We start from the raw sequence: 20,768 nt of genomic DNA on the forward strand, positions 1-20,768 counted from the left end.
CTCACTTTCTTGCGAGGTGTCAGCCCTCCCCGGCGTCGGGACGGCGGTTCAGATCGGACGGCTGTGGCCGCAGCGGCAGCCGCGAGCCGGGCCGTTCGGCCGCCCGGCGCCGCGCTTCGGCCGCCCTGATCTCGCGCACACGCTCCTGCGCGCGGACGCGCTCGCGGTGCCGCGCCAGCGTCCCGGCCGCGGCGGCGCGGCCGCGGATCCAGAGATTGACGACATGGCCGGCGACCCGGCCGCTGACGCCGCCGGCCCAGACCAATTCGAACGGCGAGAACAGCTTCCAGCGGTCGTCGCCGGCGAGGATCGCCTGCGCGATCAACTGCCCGGCCATCGCCGAGGTGTTGAGCCCCTGCCGGCCGAAGCCGCTCGCAACCCACAGGCCTTTGCGGAGCTGGCCGATCTGCGGCATGCCGTGCACGGTCTGGCCGGTGACGCCGCCGAAGGTCTCGGCGATCTCGACGCGGCCGAGTTGCGGGAACACCGTGCGGATCCGGCGCTGCAGCGCCGCGGCAAATCCGCTGGGCCGGGCGTCCCAGGTCGTCTCCGGGCTCGCCCACATCAGCCGGTCGCCGTCGACGACGCGGAAATGATCGATGCCGTCGGTGTCACTGACCGAGCCCCGGAAGGCGATCGCATCAGCCAGCCGCTCGCCGAGCGGCGCGGTGACGCCGCCATAGCGCCACACCGGCAACAGCGTATCGGACAGCTTCTGCAGCGGCGCGCCGAGATGGATGTTGCCGGCGAGCACGATGTGCGAGGCGCGCATCCGCGCCGACGGCGTCACGATGCGCTTGCGCACGCCCGACGCGTCGATGCTGACCACCGGCGTGTCCTCGAAGATCCTTGCCCCGGCCCGGTGCGCGAGCCGCGCCAGCGCGTGAACGTACCTGCGGCCGTCGAGTTGGAACGCCTTGGGGTAATGGACGCCATGGAAGTAGCGGTCGGTCTTGAGCTCGGTCCTGACGCGCTCGACCTGCCAGCCCTCGACCTCGGTGTCGAAGTCCTCATGCAGCATCTGGAGGCGGCGGATCAAGGCGTCGCCGGCGTCGACATTGGAGACTTCGAGCGCGCCTTCGCTGAGCCCGATGCCCGGCATCGCCGCGGTGGCCTGGGCGCGGATGAACTCGGCACCGGACCAGGACAACGCCCATAGCGCCCGGGCATGCGCGAGCCCGACGCGCTCGATCAGATCCGGCAGCGGCAGGTCGAACCCGGGCATGACCGTGCCGATCATGTGACCGGATGCGTTCCATCCGACCTGGCGGCCTTCCAGCACCGCGACGCTCGCCCCCTGCCGGGCCGCGCACAACGCCACCGTCAAGCCGGCCAATCCCGCCCCGACGACGCAGACGTCGACATCGAGGTCGAAATTCAGCCTGGTGCGGCCGTGTGCACCTGCGGCATCCGCGTCATCGTTCACGCTTGTGGAAGTCTCGTTCATGGCGTTTTCTTAGCGAACCCTGCGCCGGACGTCATGACGCTTTTAATGGCGATAAAGAGACGTGGTACAGGCTGACCCAGCCTGAACGATTCGAGACGGAATTCCATGCGCCGATTGATGCTGCTGCGCCACGCCAAGACCGAGACTGATGCGCCGACCGGCCGCGACCAGGACCGCCGTCTCGACGAGCGCGGGCACCAGGATGCCGCCATGATCGGCGATTTCATCGCCAGCCACCCGCCGGCGCCGGAGCTGGTGCTGGTCTCGACCGCGGTTCGGGCGCAGCAGACCTGGGACCTCGCACTTGCGGCAATGAAGGACCGCGTCCCGGCCCCGCAGGTCGAGACCGTTCCCGAGCTCTACGGCGCCGAGCCGATGCAGATGCTGCATCACATCCGGCTCGCGGCAGCGCATGATCCGAAGCAGCTCCTGCTCGTCGGACACAATCCCGGCATGCACGAGCTGGCGCTGGCACTGACCGGCGAGGGCGATTCGGAGGCCCGCCACGAGCTGATGCGCAACATGCCGACCGCGGGACTCGCGGTGCTCGATTTCGACACCGACGATTGGGGCGACATCAGCTTCACCCGCGGCCATCTCCTGAGGTTCGTCACGCCCAAGCTGCTCAAACACGGCTCGGTCGATTGACAGGCAGGTCGGGTCCGGCGCGTAATGCCGGCGGACAGAGAGGAGGACCTTCGATGTTCAACTCGATTCTGGTGCCGATCGATCTGGCCGACACCGACCTCGCCAAGCCGGCCATCGCCACCGCGGCCACGCTGGCGCAGACCTGGAGCGGCACCGTGCATCTGCTCAACGTGATGCCGATGACGCCGGTGATGCTCGCCGAATACGTCCCGGCCGATTTCGATGCGCAGCAGCGCGAGACCGCCGAGGAAGCGCTGTCGATCGTGGCGCGCGAATCCGGCATCCCGGCCGAGCGCATCAGTTACACGGTACGCCAGGGCGGCATCTATCACGAGATCCTCGAGGAGGCGGCCAAGGTCAACGCCGACCTGATCGTGATGACCTCGCACCGCCCGGCGATGCGCACCTACTTCCTCGGCAGCAATGCCGGGCATGTCGTGCGCTATGCGAAGTGCTCGGTGCTGGTGGTGAGGCCGTGAGGCGGCAGATCACCGTATCTTCGCGTGTCGGACCGCTTTGACCGAGCCGTGAGTCAGACGGTCGAACCAGCCTCAGCCGCGCGAGCAAGCCAGAAGCTACGCTCGCCGTTCGCTGGCTCGCCAACCGAATGTACGATCAATTCGAAGCCATTGTCGCGCAGCAGCGCCGCGTATTCGGATGGATCGAGAGACGCATGATAAAGCGGATCGCCGCGATAGCACCCGATGGCTTCACCATGCGCGGGGCCGGCGTTGAACATCAGAATGCCGCCCGGAGCCGTGCAGGCCGCGAAGATTGGAAACATGCGTCGCTGGTCATCGTGCCCAAGATGGAAGAAGCTGTCCGAGGCCAGCACCCCGTCAAACCGCCGACCTGAGGTCAACGACCGCATGTCGGCGACGATCCATTCCTGATCCGGCATCCTCGTTCGGCAAAGTGCGATCATCGTCGGCGAGCTGTCCACGCCGGTGACCAAAAATCCTTGCGTCGCTATGTGCGCTGCGACCGGCACACCGCCCCCGCAGCCGAGATCGAGCACGGTTGCGCCCGGTCGGAGACACGCAAGGAAGCGTTCGATGGGAGGCTTGTCAGTCCAGGGCCGCGCGGCGGTCGGCGTCCCACGACAGCGCATGGTGCTCGTAGTGGGCGACAACACGGCCGGCACCTTGGTTCATGGAAACTCCGTCGCAGGAGCCAGATGCCCCCCATCTGGAATGACCACCAAAGTCTGCCATGAGACCCGATGGACGCTGTTGTCATCGCTGTTGTCATCGAAGTGCGAGCACGCGCCGAGTCGATCACGGCCACTCTGCGATGAAGCCCTTCGCCTTATACGGTTCGACCTTGTCCCATTCGCTCAGCACGCGGCGGCGGAACTCCGGATGAGTGTGCCACGACTGCCGCGGTACGCCGAAGCTATCGACCGTCAGCAGCATCTTCTCGACTTCGGGCCAGTGCCGCTGCAGGGTCATCGCGTAGCGCCGCGCGGTCCAGCTGTTGCCGAGGCAGATCACGCTGCCGACATTGGCGAGGCCGAGCGCGGCGTCGATCACCGGCAGCGCGAGCGCGACGTTCTCGCCGGTATTCTTGGCGTGGTGCTCTTCGAGGATGCGCTCGGCCGGAATGCCGCGCCTCACCATGGCGGCCTTGATCAGCGTACACTCCGAGAGATCAGCGCCCGGCGTGATTCCGCCGCTGACGATGGCGTGGCGGAAGTAGCCCTGCTGCCACAGCTTCACCGCCGTCTCGGCACGCAGCTCCTCGTCGGCGCGGGTCCCGAACACGAACAGGAGATCGGCCGGCCGCAGCGGCGTATCGGCGAAATGCCGCGCGTTGACCGCGGCGATCTCGGCGTCATCCGGTTTGCGCAGCGCGCGATCCTGCATCGTTCTTCTCCCAACGTCGGCTCATCCTGGCATGACGCGGCGCTGTCGCGCGCTCACATTCGATGACCGGCGATGACGCCGCGTGATCACGGCAGCAGCGCGGCCGGAATCTCCGTGAGCGTGTAGCTGCGCGGCCTGTTGCGGGTGATGAAGCCGCCGACATACCAGGCGAACAGCGCGGCGAAGCCGATCAGGAACAACGCGCCCGACCATTCGGCGATGACGAGCGCGCGCACCAGAAGCCCGGTCATCGCCACGGTGAGCAGCGCAACCGCGGCGAGCGCCGCGCCGTAGGTGAAGCGGCCGAGGCCGGCCGTGAGCCGCGCGTTGCTGCCGCTCGAGGTGAGCCGCGCATGCAGGCCGAGGACGAAAGCACGATAGGCCTCGCTCTGCGGCGCCATCAGCGCCGCCGTCTGCCAGGAAGTCGAGATGATGCTCAGCCTGCGGCCATCGCGATGGGTGATGTCGGCCCGAAAACGCTTCGCCTGCATCGACACCGGCCGGTAGGACAGCCGGATCGCGGCGATGTCGGCATACGGCCACAGGCCGGTGCGGCCGGCGAACCGCCACGACAGGCCCTGCCCCGTGAGCTCGAACTGCTGCGCGGCCCCGATCAACGACGCCTTGTAGGCGTAGCGGATCGCGTCATGGCCTTCTGGGGTGATGTCCTGGGAAATGGATCGGTCCTGTTGCGTGTGGCGCGCGCCTTATCCTACAAACGGAGCATGAGCGAAACGATCTATTTTCCGCGCCACCTGATCCTGGCCGGAGCGATGGCCGCCGGCGTGCTGCTGGCGCTGGCCGTGCACATGCTCGGCGCCCGCTACGGTCTCGATCTCGGCGGCCTGTGGCAGACCGAGAGCGGCGCCTTCATGCCGGCGGGATCGGCGATCGCCTGGTGGCTGATCGCCACCGTCGGCTTCTCCTCGGGCTATTTCATCGCCAACATCATGCACAGCGCGGTATCGGGCGAGATCCCGCAGCGGATGCGCAACTTCCTGGTCGTGGTCGGCGTGCTGATGCTGGCCGGCATCGGCCAGGCGATCTCCGGCCCGAGCCCGGTGCCGTCGGCCTCGGGTGTGCTGGCCGGCCTCGCCGCGCTCTGCCTCGGCGCCCTGATGGCGTTCTGCGGCGCCAATTTCGCGCTGAGGAAGACCTGAGCGCCTCACCGCGCCCTTGAGCCGGACGCGCCCGAGCGGATCGCGCCGGCGGCCGCCAGCATCAGGGCTGCGGAGATGACGAGAGATAGCCGCAAGCCGTGCATGAAGGCACCGGCCGGCCCGACCAGAGATCCGAACAGCGCCACGCCCAGAACGCTGCCGCTCTGCCGGGTGGCATTCAGCACGCCGGCGGCCACACCCGAGCGCGAGCGGTCGACGCTGCCGAGCAAGGTCGAGGTCAACGGCGGGACCATCAGCCCGAGGCCGCAGCTCAGGCCGATCAATTGCAGCGCGATCGCCCCATAGGACGTGCCCGGCGCGATCGGCAGCAGCGCCGCGCAGGCTGCCGCCGAGATGGTCGCCCCGAGCGCAATCGTTGCGCGCGGTCCAAGCCGCTCGGCGATGCGGGGCGCGAGCAGATTGACCGGAAAGACGACGCCGAACATGGGCAGGAAGGCCAGGCCGGTTGCGAATGCGGACATCCGGTTGATCTCCTGGAAGTACAGGCTAAACACGAAGATCAGGCCATAGATCGCGATATTGGCGAGCAGTCCGACCAGCGCGCATCGCGCGAACAGCGGGTGGCCGAACAGAGCCAGGGGCAGCATCGGCTGGCTGACCCGTGCCTCCTGCCAGACGAACAGCGCGCCGGCGATGAGCGCCACCGCCAGGCCGAGCATCACCAGGGCGTCGTCCCAGCCGCGAACACCGGCCTCGATGACCGCCGCCGCCAGCGCTCCGAGCGCGACCACGGCTGCGACCTGCCCCGGCAGGTCGACCGCGCGGCCGGGGCGAACCGGCGTCTCGCGGGCGTTGGCCTTGGCGAGCCCGAGCCCGATCAGCCCGATCGGCAGATTGACGAAGAAGATGGCGCGCCAGCCGACCAGCGCGATCAGCGTGCCGCCGACGAAGGGACCTGCGGTCAACGTCAGGCTGGCCCCGGCGGCCCAGACGCCCACGGCGCGGCCACGCGCCTTCGGATCGGGATAAGCGTGGTTCAGGAGCGCGAGCGAATTCGGCACCAGCAGCGCCGCCGCCAGCCCCTGGATGCCCCGGAGCGCAATCAGGCTGGCGGCGTCGGGCGCAAGGCCGCAGCCGACCGAGGCCGCCGTGAACAGCGCAAACCCCGCCATGAAGATGCGCCGCGCGCCAAACCGATCGCCGAGCGCGCCCGCCGTCAGGATGAAGGCGGCGAATGCGATCGTGTAGGCGTTCACCACCCATTGCAGCGCGGCGACATCGCCGCCGAGCGCGGTGCGAATGCTCTCGAGCGCGGTGTTGACGATCGTGATGTCGAGCTGGACGACGCCGAATCCGAGACTCATCGCGGCCAGCGTGAGCGCACCCGCCATGCGGCTCGGTGGCGATGGCGTGACCGGGGCGTGCAGCGCTGCCGTTGATGATCGTCTCATGCCTGGCCTCCGGGGGTGGAGAACGGCGTCGATTCTATTCCATCTGGGACGCACATGCTTCGATATCGATCGAAGTATGGCTGATGGTGTTGCCAGATACCCCTCTGACGACAAAAACGCCGCGCGGGCGATCCGCGCGGCGTTTTGCCTCATCAACGATGGCGCGATCAGCTCGCGGCGCGCAGATTGACACTGGTCTCGGCGAGCTTGGTCAACTTCATGTCGGTCGCCTTCTCCTCGTCGAGCGTCTTCTGCAGGACGGCGGCACAGTCGCTGCGGCCGAGTTGCTTGGCCCAGGCGATCAGGCTGCCATAGCGGGTGATCTCATAGTGCTCCGCCGCCTGGCCGGCATTGATCAGGGCGGCGTCGAGCACCGTCTTGTCTGCGACCTCGCCGGCGACCTCCTCGGCCTCCTCGATGATGCCGTCGATCGCCGGACAGTCGACCGCCTTGGGCGCAATGCCGTGCATCTCGAACACCTGCTCGAGCCGCTTCACATGCGTCCTGGTTTCGTCGAGATGGGTCAGAAAACCCTGCTTGAGCTTCTGATCCGTCGCCTTGTCCGCCATCTTCGGCAGCGCTTTGACGAGCTGGTTCTCGGCGTAATAGATGTCCTGCAGCTGATGAACGAACAGATCGTTCATCGTCTTGATGTCCTTGGTGAACAGTCCCATTTGTTTCACGTCCTCTCGGTTCGGAACATGGCAGGTCCCTCCCCCGACCGATCGTCGCCATGTTCGCTGTGCGCTAACCGGCGGCTACGGCGGTTGTTCCGGCGTACCGGCCCTGCCGAACCGATCGCAGGGGCGAGGGGTCTCGTGAACCGCGCGGGTGACCAGTTGGACCGAATTGAGGCGGACGGGCCGCCAGCTATGTGACCGGAGTGTGACAGACCTGCGCCGCATGGGTCGGAGCTGAGCTGTGTCAAGGACTGCACAAGGCGCGCATTTTAGCATAAGGAACAAGCTGTCACGAATTGCCCGCCTATCGATCAATGGTTTCGCCTCTTTTCCAAGATCTAGTACCGCCCTGCCGGGAGGATGAATGCAGCGCCTGCTGACCACGCTTGGGCGTGGCTTCAAGAAATGGATCGGCTGGAAGCGGCTGGGGATTGCAGCGAGCCTTGCGATCATCGCCTTCGCGATCACGACACTCGTGCGCACGCTGAAGGGCGTCGATGCCGGCGTCATCCTGACCGCGCTCACCGAAATCCCGCCCGGTCACATCGCCCTCGCGGCCTTGTGTGTGGTCGGCGCGTTCTGCACGCTGACCTTCTATGACTATTTTGCACTGCGAACGATTGGCAAGAAACACGTGCCCTATCGCATCGCGGCGATGAGCGCCTTCACCAGCTATTCGATCGGCCACAACATCGGCGCCACCGTGTTCACCGGCGGCGCCATCCGGTTCAGGATCTACTCCGACTACGGCCTGTCCGCGATCGACGTCGCCAAGATCTGCTTCCTGTCAGGCCTGACCTTCTGGCTCGGCAATCTCTTCGTACTCGGCATCGGCATGACCTTGCATCCGGCCGCCGCCACCGCGATGGACCAGTTGCCCCCGGCGGTGAACCAGCTGATCGCGATCGGCATCCTCGGGGCGATCTTCGCCTATCTCGGCTGGCTGACCGCCGGCAAGAACCGGCGCCAGCTCGGCCAGAACGGCTGGAAGGTGGTGCTGCCCTCGGCGCAGCTCACGCTCGTGCAGATCCTGATCGGAGTGGTCGACCTCGGCTTCTGCGCGCTGGCGATGTACCTCCTCGTCCCCGCCGCTCCGCCGATCGATTTCCTGTCGCTGTCGGTGGTGTTCATCCTCGCCACCCTGCTCGGCTTCGCCAGCCACGCGCCCGGCAGCATCGGCGTGTTCGATGCCGCGATGCTCGTGGCGCTGCCGCAGTTCGGGCGCGAGCAGTTGCTGGCCACCCTGCTCGTTTTCCGCGTGCTGTATTTCGTGATCCCGTTCGCGACGGCGATCTCCATCATGGGCATCAGGGAACTCTGGCTGAACGTCGTGAAGCCCTGGCAGGAGCGGCGCCGGCTGAACTCAGCCTGCGAGGACGAGGTCGCCGCCAAGCGCGCCGCGGCCACGGCGCCCGCCGCGGTTCCCCAGCGCATCAAGCGCCACTCCCAGCGCTGAGCAGCAATCGTCTCGCGGATGACGCGACGGTTCGACCCTCGACCGGTTGAACTCGCGTGCGATCCTCTTATTTCCGCCCCATCGCTGACGTGAATCCTTGCGCATGACCCGAATGCCCCTTCGTCCGCTGCTCGCCGCCTGCGTCCTGGCCGGCCTGCTCGCCCCTCTCGCCGCCACCGAGGCGGCCGCGCAGTTCGGCGCAGCGCCGCTGCAGATCAGCTGGGAGGTGCGCAACCGCTTCCGTCTCTTCCGGGAGGAGCGCGACTTCCTGCTGCATACCGACAGCACGCGCGACCGCTCCATCCTCGCCGCCGAGCAGGCGTTGGCGGTGCAGAGCGACGGCCGCGGCTGGGCCCGGAACGTCGTCAACCGGCTCTGCATCGACCTCGCCGGCCGCATCAACGAGCCGTGCACGCGCGACAACGTCAAGGAAAGCTATCTCACGCCGATCGACCATCCGGTCACCGTGCGCCTGACCGGCCCGGTCCCGGTCGGCGCCACCTGCGCGTGGTCGTTCGACGACGGCGACGGGCCGCAGACCTCGACATTCGACTGCGCCGAACCGGTCAACCTGCGCGTCCGCTACGGCCGCCAGACCGTGGCATCCGTCGATGTCGCCAGCCCGGAAGGCACGCAGCAGGTCTCGACCGGAATCCAGGTCCGCGACGTCCTGATCGCCGGCCTCGGCGACAGCATCGCCTCCGGCGAGGGCAACCCGGACCGCCCGATCGCGCTCGCCGACGACGGCTTCTGCTTCCGCTCCTATCTCGGCGGTCCGACCGCGCAATATTATCGGCCGAGCCGGGCCGGCTTCAAAGGCGGCCGCGCCTGCGAGGCGCCGGACACGCTGCAGAACTGGCAGAAGCACAGCGCGGTCTGGCTCAACGCCGCCTGCCACCGCTCGCTCTACAGCTACCAGACACGGACGGCGCTGGCGCTGGCGGTGCGCTATCCGCACGTCGCGGTCACCTACCTGCCGCTCGCCTGCACGGGCGCCACCATCGCCGACGGCCTGTTCGGCAGCCAGCGCGCACGCGAATGCACGCCGGGCCGCGCCGCGACCACCTGCGCCGGCAGCGTCAACGGCCAGCTCGGCGAGCTGCGCGAGGCGCTGACCGCGGCCAAGCGTCGCCAGCCGGACCGCAAGCTCGATCTGATTCTGCTGTCGATCGGCGCCAACGACATCAACTTCTCCGGTCTCGTCGCCGACGTCATCGTCGATACGCCGACCGAACGCACGCTGTTCAAACGCTCAGGCGTGATCGGCTCGGTCGAGGAATCGCGCAGCGAGCTGGCGCGCGACCTGCCGCAGGGTTTTGCCAAGCTGCGCGAGGCGCTGAAGCCGCTGGTCGGCGACCTCTCGCACGTCATCTACACTTCGTACGGCAACCCGGCACTGAGCGGCCCCGGCACGCCCTGCCCCGGTGGTCCGGCCGGTTTCGATATCCACCCATCGTTCAATGCCAATCCGCAGCGGCTCGCCAAGGTCGCGGGCTTCGTCGAGAACGAGTTCCTGCCGTCGCTACGCGGGCTGGCGCAATGTACCGCGGGAGTCCTGTGCCGCGATCCGCAGGCCGACCGCATGACCTTCGTCGATGCGCATCAGGCCGCGTTTGCCGATCACGGCTTCTGCGCCCGCTCGACGCAGGATCCGCCGTTCGACCGCGAATGCTTTTCGGCCGACGGCGCCAGCTTCGATCCGAACATCGTCAGCGCCGCCAACGAGCCGCTGCTGTGCGGCCGCGGCGCCAGCGAGTATCGTCCCTATCTGCCGCGCGCGCGCTGGATCCGCGATGCCAACGACAGCTACTTCTCGGCGATGACCTATCCGCAAGGGCTGCCGGCGGCGATGCAGCCCTCCGACATCCACGATGCGAGCTGGGGCGTGCTGTCCGCGGTCTATGGCGGCGCCGTGCATCCGACGGCGGAGGGCCATGCCGCGATGGCCGACGCCGCCTTTCCGGCCGCGGCGCAAGTGCTCAACCTCGATGCGGCCGAGCCCAACGTCACCAGCCAGCCGCTGCCGCCGGCGGGCGTGGTGAGGCAGTAGTCGGCCATTCGGGTAGGGATCGCAGAGGAAGAACGGCCTGAAGCGCTCCGCTCCGCACACCGTCTTTCGGGACGCCCCTCCGTGAGTGGGCGCTCAGGAACAAAGGCTGTGGGGCGGCGAGATCGCGGGCCTCACGGTGAGTTCGGAGCGGATGGAGAGCCGGGCCGCCTCGAAAGAACGTGTCGGCCTCGACGTCCCAACGCTCAGCGCGCAAATCGACGGCGACCACCGCCAAGCGATCCTGATTGTCCTTGTGCCCAATATAGGTTGTTCACGCACATGGCCGCGAGGCCCCGGCCTGCCCTTCGACACTGATCCCAGGACGTATAGGTGCATTCGACATAGGTGCTACCACCCCATTCCCACCTTTGTAGGCAGACAGGATAATTGGAATCATAGGTTTGAGCAGCGGCGATCGGGATCATGGAGATGGCCGCGCTCCCCGCGATGATCCAACGCAGCATCAGCATCGCTCCCTCGTCGAATTCAGGCCGCTGCGGCCAATGGTCTGCACGATCACCGGCAAGCAACGCCCAGATGATCATGGAGACCTTGTCCTCGACCACGCGGTTGATCTGGATCAAGCTCTTCGCCGACGCGGTGTCCGAGATGGCGATCCCTTGTCGGCCAGGAGCGAGGACGGTCGCAGTTCGGAAACAGTCTACTTGACTGCAGCCGGCTTCTTCATCATCGGAGGCGCCTGCTTGGTGGCGGGGCCGGTTGCCGTCGTCGCCTGCGAGGGCAGATATTTGGCGAGGATCGCAGGATCAATCTGCGCCATGTTGCTATCCGGCAGGCGGGTCCAGGTCTCGTCCTTGCCAAACAGCGAGATGCCGAGATAGCCGTGCAGGATCAGCGTCTGCCCGTCAGGACTGACCCGCATATTGGCCTTCCAGATGTTGCCGTCGCGCGGATTGAGCACGTTGCCGCCTTCGTATTTCAGGCCCTCGCGCTTCATGTCGCGCACGAAGGAGATGCCGAGCACAGGCGCATTCTTGCGGTCATCGCTGCACTTCGAACAGACCTCGTTCGGATTGTCGCCGGGACGCGGAAACGTCTTGGCGATCACGCCCTCGAACACGCCGTCGTGGTCGATGAAGAGAAACCAGCCGACGGGCCTGCCATCCTCGACCTTCTGCCACAGACCGGCCGCGGTCGGCTCAGCCGCGAGCGCAGGCCGCGTCAGCAGAGCACCGGCAACGACGAGCGCGCCGATCGCGAGCTTCGTCACACCAGGCACCAGCCGAAGTCGGGGAAACGCATTGCGCATCATCATCTCACCTTGACCAAGTCACAAAATGAATGGCCGCACAGTACGGCCGTTTCATGCATCGTTCCAGCCCCATAACAGGTCTGGCGCGCCGGTGAAACCGGCACGCGCAGGAAACATTTCTTCACATTTGAGTTGGTCCGGCGGCGGAAGGTTCCATACCGCCGACAAATTAGTTGACGCCGAGCTTCTTCTGCAGGCTCGACGACGACGTCGTGTACTGGAACACCAGCCGCTTCTCCGGATACACGTAGCGGTGCGCCTTCTGCGCCATCAGCGCGCCCTCGTGGAAGCCGCACAGGATCAGCTTGATCTTGCCGGGATAGGTGTTGATGTCGCCGATCGCGAAGATGCCGGGCACGGAGGTCTCGAAGGCAGAGGTCTCGACCGGAATGAGATTGTGCTCGAGCGCGAGGCCCCACTCGGCAACCGGACCGAGTTTCATCGTCAGTCCGAAGAATGGCAGCATCATCTCGCAGGGGACGGTCTCGACCGCGTTGTCGTTGCCCTTGATCGTCGCAGCCGACAGCTGGCCATTGGCGCCTTCGAGCGCCGTCACCTGGCCGATGCGCAGATCCATCTTGCCGCCGGCGACGAGCGCGCGCATCTGCTCGACGCTGTGGGGCGCGGCACGGAAGTCGTCGCGGCGATGAACGAGCGTGATGCGCTTCGCGATGGGGTGCAGGTTGAGCGTCCAGTCGAGCGCGGAGTCACCGCCGCCGACGATGACGACATTCTTGTCGCGGAACTGCTCCATCTTGCGCACGGCATAGAATACCGAGGTGCCTTCATAGGCCTCGATGCCCGGCACCGGCGGGCGCTTGGGCTGGAACGAGCCGCCCCCGGCCGCGATCACCACGACCTTGCACTCGAACACCTTGCCGGCATCGGTGGTGACGCGAAAACCGGGATCGCCGATCTTTTCGACCTTCTCGACCATCTCGCCGAGATGGAAGGTCGGGCTGAACGGCTTGATCTGCTCCATCAATTGATCGGTGAGACCCTGCCCCGTCACCATCGGCACGCCGGGAATGTCGTAGATCGGCTTCTCCGGATACAGCTCGGCGCATTGGCCGCCGACCTTGTCGAGGATGTCGATCAGATGCGCCTTGATGTCGAGCAGCCCCAGTTCAAAAACGGCAAACAGTCCGCAAGGGCCCGCGCCAATGATCAGCACATCGGTCTTGATCGCTTCGCTCATGTCGCTCTTCTCGTTGGAGGCGCCGCTCGACGGATGGCGGCAGATGGCGGTTCCGAATTTGTAGCCAACGGGGTGGCCGCAGGGAAGGCACAAAAGCCGCCCCTGCCTCGCGCGCGGCTTGCAGCGATGAGCTTAGCCGGGTTTGAAGGGGACATGAATGATGGAGATCAATCGGTGACAGAGACGGCCCGCCGCGACCACGCGCCACGCCTGGAGGACTTTCCCTATCGGCTGACGGACAATGTCCGCTTCGGCGACCTCGATCCCAACCAGCACGTCAACAATGCGGTCTACGCGACCTACTTCGAGACCGGCCGGGTGACCTTGATGAAAGACCCGCGCCATGGCCTGACCCAGGACGGGCTGGCCTGGATCATGGTGCGGCTGGACATGCATTTCCGGGCCGAGCTGCGCTGGCCGGGCACGATCGAGCTGGGACTGGGGGTCGTGAGGCTGGGGCGCACGTCGGTGACCTGCGAGCAGGTCGTGTTCTCGGACGGGCGCTGCGTGGCGCCGGCCACCGCGGTCATGGTCCTGATCGACGAGGTGACGCGCAAACCGGCGCCGCTGACGCCGAATCTCATTGCTGCGCTACAGCCGTGGGTCCGCCACGGCATGGCGATCGCGCCGCCGGCATAGGCCCGGCGGCGATCAGCCGAAGCGCGGCGATGAGGGCGCGAGGCGAACGGTCAGGCCTGACGCTCGGGGGTGGAGACGACGAGGCCGTCGAGTTCGTCGGAGACCTTGATCTGGCAGGAAAGACGGGAATTCGGCCGGACATCGTAGCCGAAATCGAGCATGTCCTCTTCCATCGGGGTCGGCGGGCCGACCTTCTCGCGCCAGGCTTCGTCGACATAGACATGGCAAGTCGCGCAGGCGCAGGCGCCGCCACATTCGGCCTCGATGCCGGGAATGGCGTTACGGATCGCCGCTTCCATCACGGTCGCGCCGTTCTCGATCTCAACGGTTCTGGATTCGCCGGTATGGTCGACAAAGGTGATCTTGGCCATGTGTGCTCGTGCTGCGCAGGGAATGAGGTCGGGCTGTCCTATAACGGACCGCTCCGCTCCGCGCTAGTGCTGCCGCCGGCCGCTCAGGCCGCGCCGAGCATCTCCGAAATCGCCGCGCGGGCCTGCGCGATCGCCGTGCCGAGCCAGGCCAGCGCATCGGCCGGGTCGCCCGCCCGCAGCGCCGCTTCGAGCCCTTCCGCCGCGTCGGCGACGTCGAGCGCGCCGACGGCGCGGGCCGAGCCCTTCAGCGTGTGGGCGACGGTGGCAGCATCCTCGGGCAGCACCTGCAACCGCTCCAGCAGGCGGACGGCCTGGCTGGAGAACATGGCGAGCACCTCACGCTCGAGCGCGCTGTCGCCGAGCGTCATCCGGCGCAGCAGGTCCAGGCTGATCGGCCCGTCGTCGGGAACCAGCGGGGGCGAGGGCATCCATTCGATCCGTGAAAGGTCGGGAATCATGGCGGCAATCCGGTCCGGGCGCGCCGCGCGCGCCTGTGGTAAGCCAAGCACGACAATGGTTAATGCATTGTTACCGGCCCAATTGCCGCGGGTTTGCCGCGATTTGGGCCCGGCTCTGCCCCAATCACGGCAGAAACGGGAATTCGCAGAACTTCTAGAGTGTTAACGGCGGCTGCTGTTAACGATGATTAAGAATCTCTTAACCACGGCCATTTCTTTCAACAGGCACAGCCAATAGGATGATGCCCGGATGGAGTGGGTCACCTGGCGGAATTTGCCACCCCTGGTGCCTGCGAGGGATGACGTCCGGTTCGAGCGTTGCGAGAGGGCACTCGTACGCGGCTCGCCGGATCGAAATTAAGACGAGGGCTCGGACTCAACATGGCGAACACTCCGAAAAAGGTCAAAGACCCGACTGAAGTTGCGCTGTCCGCCATTCAGGAGGCTTTGAACATCAGCGATTCGTCCGCGCCCACGGACTCGCAGAGCTCGGTCCACGCCGACGGGGCTCCGCCCGTCATGCCGAACGGCGTGTCCAGTCTGGATTCGTTCGACTCGCGTCCGGGCATCGACCGCAGCAGCCTTGACGAGATCGAGCCGCCGCCGCTCGCCGCGCGCCGCCCGGCCAACGACGACCGCGAGACCATCGGCCAATTGCTGCAGGCGATCCAAAAGGGCCGCCCGTCACGCGGCGTCTACACGCTGGCAACCGCCTTTGCAGGCATCTGGATCGTCGGCTGCGTCCTGCTGACCATCGGCTTCCTGCCCGCTTTGCAGACCCTGATCGGCCAGAGCGGCGGCGTGCTGGTCATGGCAGGCCTCGCCGCAGTGTTCTTTGCCCCGGTTCTGCTGTTTTATTTCCTCGCGAGCCTCGCTTGGCGCGGCCAGGAGCTGCGCATGATCGCGCAGTCGATGGCGCAGGTCGCGATCCGATTCTCCGAGCCGGAAGGCGCCGTCAGCGATTCCATCGTGACCGTCGGCCAGGCCATCCGCCGCGAGGTCGCGGCGATGGGCGACGGCGTCGAGCGCGCGATCGCGCGTGCCGGCGAGCTCGAGATGCTGGTCGCCAACGAGGTTGCGGCGCTCGAGCGCGCCTACAGCGACAACGAGGTCCGCATCCGCGCCCTTCTCCAGGACATCGCCCATCAGCGCGACAACCTCGTGGGCCAGGCTGAGCAGGTCCGGAGCGCCATCTCGGGCGTCCAGATCGACCTTCGCCACGACATCGCGCTGATCTCGGACGCGATCGCCTCGCGGGTCGACGAGGTCGCCAAGAGCATCACCGGCGCGCTGGAAGAGCGCGGCGCCCACATCACGGCCGCGCTCGGCAACGCCGGCGACAACATGATCCTCGCGCTCGGCGAGCGCGGCGGCGATCTGCTCGACCGGCTCGAAGAGGCCAGCGCCGAGACCACCCGCGCCGTGCTCGACGCCTCGGAGCGGCTCACCACCAGCCTCAATTTCAAGACCGGCCACGTCCACGACGAGTTCGCCGACCTGTCGGACCGAGTCCACGAGATGCTCAACGAGCGCATCGACCGCATCACCAGCGAGTTCGAGCAGCGCACGGCGGCCATCGTCGATGGCATCTCGGTGCGAACCGAGCAGGTTCACGACCAGCTCAAGGCGTCCGGCGAGTCCCTCCTGCTGGAGCTCGAGCTGCGCAGCGGCGATCTCGTCACCAAGATCGACGAGGCGAGCCAGCGCATGTCCGGCCACATCGTCACGTCAGGCGAGAAGGCGAGCGAGTCGCTCGATGCGACCGTCAATTCGCTGGTCGCCAAGGTCGTCAGCCAGACCGAGAGCACGCACGACACGCTGTCGATCCAGATCAGCGCCTTCGACGAGCTGGTGAAGAACCAGGGCACCGAGCTCGCCGAGCGCTTCGCACGCGACAGCTCGACGCTGGGCGCGCTGATCACCCGGCACATCACCGAATTCGACCGCACGGTGAAGACCTATGGCGGCGAGATCGTCGAGCGCATGGGCCAGCGGACCCAGGAAATCTCCGACAATCTCAAGTCCTATGTCGATACGTTCGATACGCGGCTGTCGTCCAACAGCGGTGAGATCACGGCGACGCTGGATCAGCGGCTGAACCAGTTCGAGACCAATCTGCAGGCCCGCATCACCACCCTCGACACCTCGCTCGATGCGAAGATCAAGACCTTCGACGACAGCGTCGAGGGCCGCCTCAAGTCGCTCGAGGAGAACTTCGACAACCGCGCGACCTCGGTCACCTCGACGATCGAAGGCCGCCTCGGCACTCTGTCCAACTCGCTGACCGACGGCGCTGCCCAGGTGCTGCACGCGATCGACTCGCGGCTGACCGTGCTGACCTCCTCGCTGACCGATGGCTCGGCGCAGGCGATCCAGTCGATCGATTCCCGCCTCAACATACTGACCTCCTCGCTGACTGACGGCACCGACAAGGCGCTCGAAGCGATCGATCAGCGCATCCACAGCCTGTCGAACATCATCGACGGCCGCAGCTACGAGCTGACCGAAGCCGTCACCGCGCGCTTCCAGGACATCCATCAGGGCATCGAGACCCGCGTCGGCTCGATCGCCAAGGACATCGACCATCGCGTGTCGCAGTTCGAGGACCTGCTCGGCTCGCGCGTCGAGGCCGTGGCCGGCCGCATCGAGAGCAGCGGCCGCCAGGCGAGCGACGAACTGATGACCCGCGCCGAGCTGCTGTCCGCCAGCATCAAGTCGCATGTGGAAGATGCGGAGCGGGCGCTGACCAACCTCGTGGTCAACACCAGCGAGACCATCCAGACCGGGGCCCGCTCGGCACAGCAGGCGCTGCTCAACGTCTCGACCGACGTCGGATCGCAGTTGAAGAACACCTCCGCCGAGGTCGAGCGTGCCCTGTCGAACGCAGGCAGCAGCGCGGCCGAGGCCGTCCTGACCAGTGCGCGCGAGGCCCAGGCCACGCTGGTCGCGGCCTCCGGCGAGACCGCCGACCAGATCAAGTCGCTGTCGGCCGACGTCGAGCGCACGCTCACGGCGGCAGGCTCGACCACCGCAGCCTCGATCCTCGCCGGTGCGCGCGAGGCCCAGAACACGCTGGTGTCCGCCTCCTCCGATGCCGCCACCCACGTCAAGTCGCTCGCCGTCGACGTCGAGCAGGCGCTGACGGCCGCCGGCTCGGCCACGGCAGCCTCGATCCTCGCCGGTGCACGCGAGGTCCAGAACACGCTGGTGTCCGCCTCCTCCAACGCGGCCGAGCACGTGAAGTCACTCGCAGCCGACGTGCAGCGCTCGCTGACCAGTGCCGGGACGGAAACCGCCGAAGCCATCACGGCGGGCGCCCGTGATGCCCAGCATGCCCTGCTCGCGGCATCGAGCGAAGCGGCCGAACAGGTCAAGGCGCTGACCGTCGACGTCCAGCGCTCGCTGTCGATCGCGGGGACGACCACCGCGGAAACGATCACCGGCGGCGCCCGGGAAGCGCAGAGCACGCTGATCAGCGCTTCGTCCGAAGCGGCCAATCACGTCAAGTCGCTGGCGGCCGACGTCGAGCGCACGCTCGCCGCGGTCGGAACCAGCACGGCCGCAGCGATCGTCGACAGCGCCCGCGACGTCCAGTCGAAGCTCGTCACCGCCTCGACGGAAGCAACCGAGCACGTCAAGTCGCTGGCCGTCGACGTCGAGCGGACGCTGTCGTCCGTCGGCGCCGACACCGCGACCTCGATCCTCAACAGCGCGCGCCAGGCGCAGATGTCGCTGACCGCCACGTCGGCCGACACCGCGGCCACCCTGGTCGGCAGCGCACGCGAAGCCCAGGCGGTGCTGACGACGACCACGACCGAGACGGTCGCGGTGATCGTCGGCGGCGCGCGCGAGGCACAGAACCTGCTGACCGCCACCTCCACCGACACCGCGGGCCAGCTCAAGGCGATGTCGTCGGAGATCGAGCGCGTCATCAACTCCGTCGCGGCGAACACCACCGATGCGATCCAGAGCAGCGCGCTCAATGCGCAGAGCGCGCTCGTCGCCGCCTCCAACGAGGTCTCCACGCGGGTCAAGTCGACCTCGACCGAGATCGAGCGCTCGGTGCTCGCCGCCGGCAACTCGTTCGGCTCGGCCATGACCGGCAAGACCGACGAGATCGTCACCTATGTGCAGCAGCAGAGCGAGCGGCTGTCGCAGATGCTCGACGGCAAGCGCGGCACCCTTGTGGAGGCACTCAACTCGAAGACCAACCAGCTCACGATCGAGATCGATCGCGTCACCACCGACGCGCTGAAGGCGATCGAGGTCCGCGGCCAGAACTTCGCCCAGAGCGTCAATGGCAACGGCTCCGAGGTCGCCCGCACCATCACCTCGGCGGGAGAGCTCGCGACCACCGCGATCACCAAGTCGCTCAAGGAGCTGGAGCAGGCCTCGCGCGCGGCGATCGAGCAGTCGCGCCAGGTCTCGGTGGCTGCGGTCACCGAGATGCAGGAGACGAGCAAGATCCTGCGCACCGACACGGTCGCCCTGTTCGAACGTCTGCGCGAGGGCAACATCCTGCTGCAGGAGGTCCTGACCGGCGCCCACGACAACCTCAACTCGCTGGAGCGGGCGCTGGTCACCCGGGTGGCCGACTTCGTCACCGCGATGAACGACGTCACCGCGCGCAACGGCACCGCGACGCAGACGCTCGAGGACCAGCTCAACGTGTTCAACTCCAAGACGTCACGGGCGCTGGAGGATCTCAACTCGCTGTCCGGCCAGTTCGACGCGCATGGCAAGGCGCTGATCGAGGCGGCGGCCATCGTCGAGCAGAGCAACCGCGATGCGACCGTCTCGATCTCGGATCGCAAGACGACGCTGGAATCGCTGGTCACCACCATCGATCTGCGCACCGCCGATCTCGACCAGCGTCTGACGCGCTTCACCACCCTGCTCGACGAGTCCTTGGCGGCCGCCGAGGAGCGCGCCCGCGACATCGCCCGGGTCGTGGCGGAAACGGCGGGGGCCGGCTCGACCGCGCTCAGCCGCCAGTTCGAGGCCATCCGCGCCAACGCGGAGGAGGAACGCCGCCTCACCACGTCGCAGATGCAGGAGATCTACCAGCAGAGCACGCAGGAAGCCGATGCGATGTTCAAGCAGTCGGCGGAGAAGTTCGCCACGCTGGTGTCGAGCATGAAGCAGATGACCGCCGAGATGCATCGCGAGCTCGAGGCGACGCGCAACGAGCTGCGCCGCGGCGTGCTGGAGATGCCGCAGGAGGCCGCCGAGAGCACGGCGCAGATGCGCAAGGTCATCGTCGACCAGATCGAGGCGCTGGCCGAGCTCAACCGGATCGTCGCGCATCACGGCCGCGGTCTCGACGTGGTCAGCGCGTCGCGTCCCGCCGCGGTCGCCGCCCCCGCGGCCGTAATCCGTCAGGAAGAGCCGATCGTCGCCGCAGCCGTCGGCGGCCGGCCGGACATGCGCCTGCGCGAGCCGGCTGCGACGAGCGTCGCCAACTTGCCGCCGCCGGATCTCGGCATGCAGCCGCCGGCCCCGCCGCCGCAGCCACGCCGGGTCGAGGCGCCGCCGATGGGTCCGGTCGCCGATCAGCGCAGCGACAACTGGCTGTCCGACCTGCTCAACCGGGCCGACAACAGCACCGCCGGCCAGCCCCAGCCGCCGCGTGGCCGCGGTCCGGCGCAGCAGTCGGGCAATCCGCTGGAGTCGCTGTCGCTCGACATCGCCCGGCTGATGGACCGCAATCTCGCGGCCGAGATGTGGGACCGCTACCAGCGCGGCGAGACCAAGGCGTTCTCCAAGCGTCTCTACACCCCGGCCGGCCAGAAGGCGTTCGACGAGGTCGCCCGCAAGTACCGCGCCGACCGCACCTTCAAGCAGACGGTGGACCGCTACATCACCGAGTTCGAGCGGCTGCTCGACGAGGTCGCACGCGACGACCGTAATCCGCAGGCGCTGCGTGCCCAGCTCACCTCGGAGACCGGGCTGGTCTACACTCTGCTCGCCCACGCCGCCGGAAGGCTGGCGTGATGGGAGCGAATGGGCGAGTAGCGAGTAGCGAGTAGCGAGTAGCGAAGGGTTCAGTAGAACCAGCGCTGCGACAAGAAGAACAAGCGGAGGCCACGAGGCCTCCGCTTCGCGTTTAGA

18 protein-coding genes are annotated in these 20,768 nt (G+C 67.0%); 7 read left to right on the forward strand and 11 right to left on the reverse strand.

The window, feature by feature from the left end; translation table 11 throughout:
- Positions 1–19: 19 nt before the first annotated feature.
- Positions 20–1,447: an FAD-binding oxidoreductase gene (locus tag QW863_RS19125; RefSeq protein ID WP_315753156.1), complete on the reverse strand. Its 1,428-nt coding sequence runs from the start codon at positions 1,445–1,447 to the stop codon at positions 20–22.
- A gap of 105 nt (positions 1,448–1,552) precedes the next feature.
- Here QW863_RS19125 and QW863_RS19130 point away from each other — a divergent pair, with 105 nt between their 5' ends.
- Both QW863_RS19130 and QW863_RS19135 read left to right on the forward strand, forming a co-directional pair.
- Positions 1,553–2,095, forward strand: coding sequence for a histidine phosphatase family protein (locus tag QW863_RS19130; protein ID WP_315768218.1), 543 nt, complete (start codon positions 1,553–1,555; stop codon positions 2,093–2,095).
- A gap of 53 nt (positions 2,096–2,148) precedes the next feature.
- Positions 2,149–2,574, forward strand: coding sequence for a universal stress protein (locus QW863_RS19135; protein WP_315712676.1), 426 nt, complete (start codon positions 2,149–2,151; stop codon positions 2,572–2,574).
- 53 nt (positions 2,575–2,627) lie between these two features.
- Here the strand turns inward: QW863_RS19135 and QW863_RS19140 are convergent, their stop codons facing one another.
- The 3 genes from QW863_RS19140 to QW863_RS19150 form a co-directional block, all read right to left on the reverse strand.
- The gene (locus QW863_RS19140) at positions 2,628–3,113 is read right to left on the reverse strand and encodes a class I SAM-dependent methyltransferase (RefSeq protein WP_315712677.1); all 486 of its coding nucleotides are present in this window, start codon (positions 3,111–3,113) and stop codon (positions 2,628–2,630) included.
- A 259-nt stretch (positions 3,114–3,372) separates the two neighbouring features.
- A complete protein-coding gene (locus QW863_RS19145; protein ID WP_315712678.1) occupies positions 3,373–3,960 on the reverse strand; it encodes a YdcF family protein in 588 nt (195 codons plus the stop codon).
- An 86-nt stretch (positions 3,961–4,046) separates the two neighbouring features.
- On the reverse strand, positions 4,047–4,577 hold the full coding sequence (locus QW863_RS19150) for a hypothetical protein (protein ID WP_315712680.1): 531 nt from the start codon (positions 4,575–4,577) through the stop codon (positions 4,047–4,049).
- A gap of 108 nt (positions 4,578–4,685) precedes the next feature.
- Here QW863_RS19150 and QW863_RS19155 point away from each other — a divergent pair, with 108 nt between their 5' ends.
- Positions 4,686–5,120: a hypothetical protein gene (locus tag QW863_RS19155; protein WP_315712681.1), complete on the forward strand. Its 435-nt coding sequence runs from the start codon at positions 4,686–4,688 to the stop codon at positions 5,118–5,120.
- A 5-nt stretch (positions 5,121–5,125) separates the two neighbouring features.
- On the opposite strand, the gene QW863_RS19160 is transcribed toward QW863_RS19155, so the two are convergent.
- Complete coding sequence (locus tag QW863_RS19160) at positions 5,126–6,532, reverse strand: MFS transporter (protein ID WP_315712682.1); 1,407 nt, start codon at positions 6,530–6,532, stop codon at positions 5,126–5,128.
- A 167-nt stretch (positions 6,533–6,699) separates the two neighbouring features.
- On the reverse strand, positions 6,700–7,206 hold the full coding sequence (locus tag QW863_RS19165; protein ID WP_315712683.1) for a ferritin-like domain-containing protein: 507 nt from the start codon (positions 7,204–7,206) through the stop codon (positions 6,700–6,702).
- A gap of 370 nt (positions 7,207–7,576) precedes the next feature.
- On the opposite strand from QW863_RS19165, the gene QW863_RS19170 reads away from it, so the two are divergent.
- Complete coding sequence (locus QW863_RS19170; RefSeq protein WP_315712684.1) at positions 7,577–8,668, forward strand: YbhN family protein; 1,092 nt, start codon at positions 7,577–7,579, stop codon at positions 8,666–8,668.
- A 103-nt stretch (positions 8,669–8,771) separates the two neighbouring features.
- Positions 8,772–10,718, forward strand: a complete 1,947-nt coding sequence (locus QW863_RS19175; protein WP_315712685.1) for a hypothetical protein — start codon at positions 8,772–8,774, stop codon at positions 10,716–10,718.
- Between the two features lie 203 nt (positions 10,719–10,921).
- Here the strand turns inward: QW863_RS19175 and QW863_RS19180 are convergent, their stop codons facing one another.
- The 3 genes from QW863_RS19180 to QW863_RS19190 all read right to left on the reverse strand — a co-directional run bounded on the left by QW863_RS19180 (position 10,922) and on the right by QW863_RS19190 (position 13,189).
- The gene (locus QW863_RS19180; RefSeq protein ID WP_315712686.1) at positions 10,922–11,302 is read right to left on the reverse strand and encodes a DUF3551 domain-containing protein; all 381 of its coding nucleotides are present in this window, start codon (positions 11,300–11,302) and stop codon (positions 10,922–10,924) included.
- Between the two features lie 77 nt (positions 11,303–11,379).
- Positions 11,380–11,988 carry a DUF2147 domain-containing protein gene (locus QW863_RS19185; protein WP_315713622.1) on the reverse strand — a complete coding sequence of 203 codons (609 nt, stop codon included), beginning with the start codon at positions 11,986–11,988 and terminating at the stop codon, positions 11,380–11,382.
- A gap of 172 nt (positions 11,989–12,160) precedes the next feature.
- On the reverse strand, positions 12,161–13,189 hold the full coding sequence (locus tag QW863_RS19190) for an NAD(P)/FAD-dependent oxidoreductase (RefSeq protein ID WP_315712687.1): 1,029 nt from the start codon (positions 13,187–13,189) through the stop codon (positions 12,161–12,163).
- Between the two features lie 174 nt (positions 13,190–13,363).
- Between QW863_RS19190 and QW863_RS19195 the strand changes: the two genes are divergently transcribed.
- Entirely contained in the window at positions 13,364–13,828 is a 465-nt protein-coding gene (locus tag QW863_RS19195) for a thioesterase family protein (RefSeq protein WP_315712688.1), read from the forward strand.
- A gap of 50 nt (positions 13,829–13,878) precedes the next feature.
- Here QW863_RS19195 and QW863_RS19200 read toward each other — a convergent pair whose 3' ends face one another.
- Together QW863_RS19200 and QW863_RS19205 are read right to left on the reverse strand one after the other, a co-directional pair.
- A complete protein-coding gene (locus tag QW863_RS19200) occupies positions 13,879–14,199 on the reverse strand; it encodes a 2Fe-2S iron-sulfur cluster-binding protein (RefSeq protein ID WP_315707114.1) in 321 nt (106 codons plus the stop codon).
- 83 nt (positions 14,200–14,282) lie between these two features.
- Positions 14,283–14,657, reverse strand: a complete 375-nt coding sequence (locus QW863_RS19205) for an Hpt domain-containing protein (RefSeq protein WP_315712689.1) — start codon at positions 14,655–14,657, stop codon at positions 14,283–14,285.
- A 381-nt stretch (positions 14,658–15,038) separates the two neighbouring features.
- Between QW863_RS19205 and QW863_RS19210 the strand changes: the two genes are divergently transcribed.
- Positions 15,039–20,651: a methyl-accepting chemotaxis protein gene (locus QW863_RS19210; RefSeq protein WP_315712690.1), complete on the forward strand. Its 5,613-nt coding sequence runs from the start codon at positions 15,039–15,041 to the stop codon at positions 20,649–20,651.
- The last annotated feature ends 117 nt before the right edge of the window (positions 20,652–20,768 follow it).

This window comes from Bradyrhizobium sp. SZCCHNR1017 (assembly GCF_032381375.1).
Lineage (GTDB): Bacteria > Pseudomonadota > Alphaproteobacteria > Rhizobiales > Xanthobacteraceae > Bradyrhizobium.

Coding starts and splice junctions, on each gene's coding strand:
- QW863_RS19125 (WP_315753156.1), bottom strand. CDS start 1,447: ATGAACGAGACTTCCACAAGCGTGAACGATGACGCGGATGCCGCAGGT.
- QW863_RS19130 (WP_315768218.1), top strand. CDS start 1,553: ATGCGCCGATTGATGCTGCTGCGCCACGCCAAGACCGAGACTGATGCG.
- QW863_RS19135 (WP_315712676.1), top strand. CDS start 2,149: ATGTTCAACTCGATTCTGGTGCCGATCGATCTGGCCGACACCGACCTC.
- QW863_RS19145 (WP_315712678.1), bottom strand. CDS start 3,960: ATGCAGGATCGCGCGCTGCGCAAACCGGATGACGCCGAGATCGCCGCG.
- QW863_RS19155 (WP_315712681.1), top strand. CDS start 4,686: ATGAGCGAAACGATCTATTTTCCGCGCCACCTGATCCTGGCCGGAGCG.
- QW863_RS19160 (WP_315712682.1), bottom strand. CDS start 6,532: ATGAGACGATCATCAACGGCAGCGCTGCACGCCCCGGTCACGCCATCG.
- QW863_RS19165 (WP_315712683.1), bottom strand. CDS start 7,206: ATGGGACTGTTCACCAAGGACATCAAGACGATGAACGATCTGTTCGTT.
- QW863_RS19170 (WP_315712684.1), top strand. CDS start 7,577: ATGCAGCGCCTGCTGACCACGCTTGGGCGTGGCTTCAAGAAATGGATC.
- QW863_RS19175 (WP_315712685.1), top strand. CDS start 8,772: ATGACCCGAATGCCCCTTCGTCCGCTGCTCGCCGCCTGCGTCCTGGCC.
- QW863_RS19185 (WP_315713622.1), bottom strand. CDS start 11,988: ATGCGCAATGCGTTTCCCCGACTTCGGCTGGTGCCTGGTGTGACGAAG.
- QW863_RS19190 (WP_315712687.1), bottom strand. CDS start 13,189: ATGAGCGAAGCGATCAAGACCGATGTGCTGATCATTGGCGCGGGCCCT.
- QW863_RS19200 (WP_315707114.1), bottom strand. CDS start 14,199: ATGGCCAAGATCACCTTTGTCGACCATACCGGCGAATCCAGAACCGTT.
- QW863_RS19205 (WP_315712689.1), bottom strand. CDS start 14,657: ATGATTCCCGACCTTTCACGGATCGAATGGATGCCCTCGCCCCCGCTG.
- QW863_RS19210 (WP_315712690.1), top strand. CDS start 15,039: ATGGCGAACACTCCGAAAAAGGTCAAAGACCCGACTGAAGTTGCGCTG.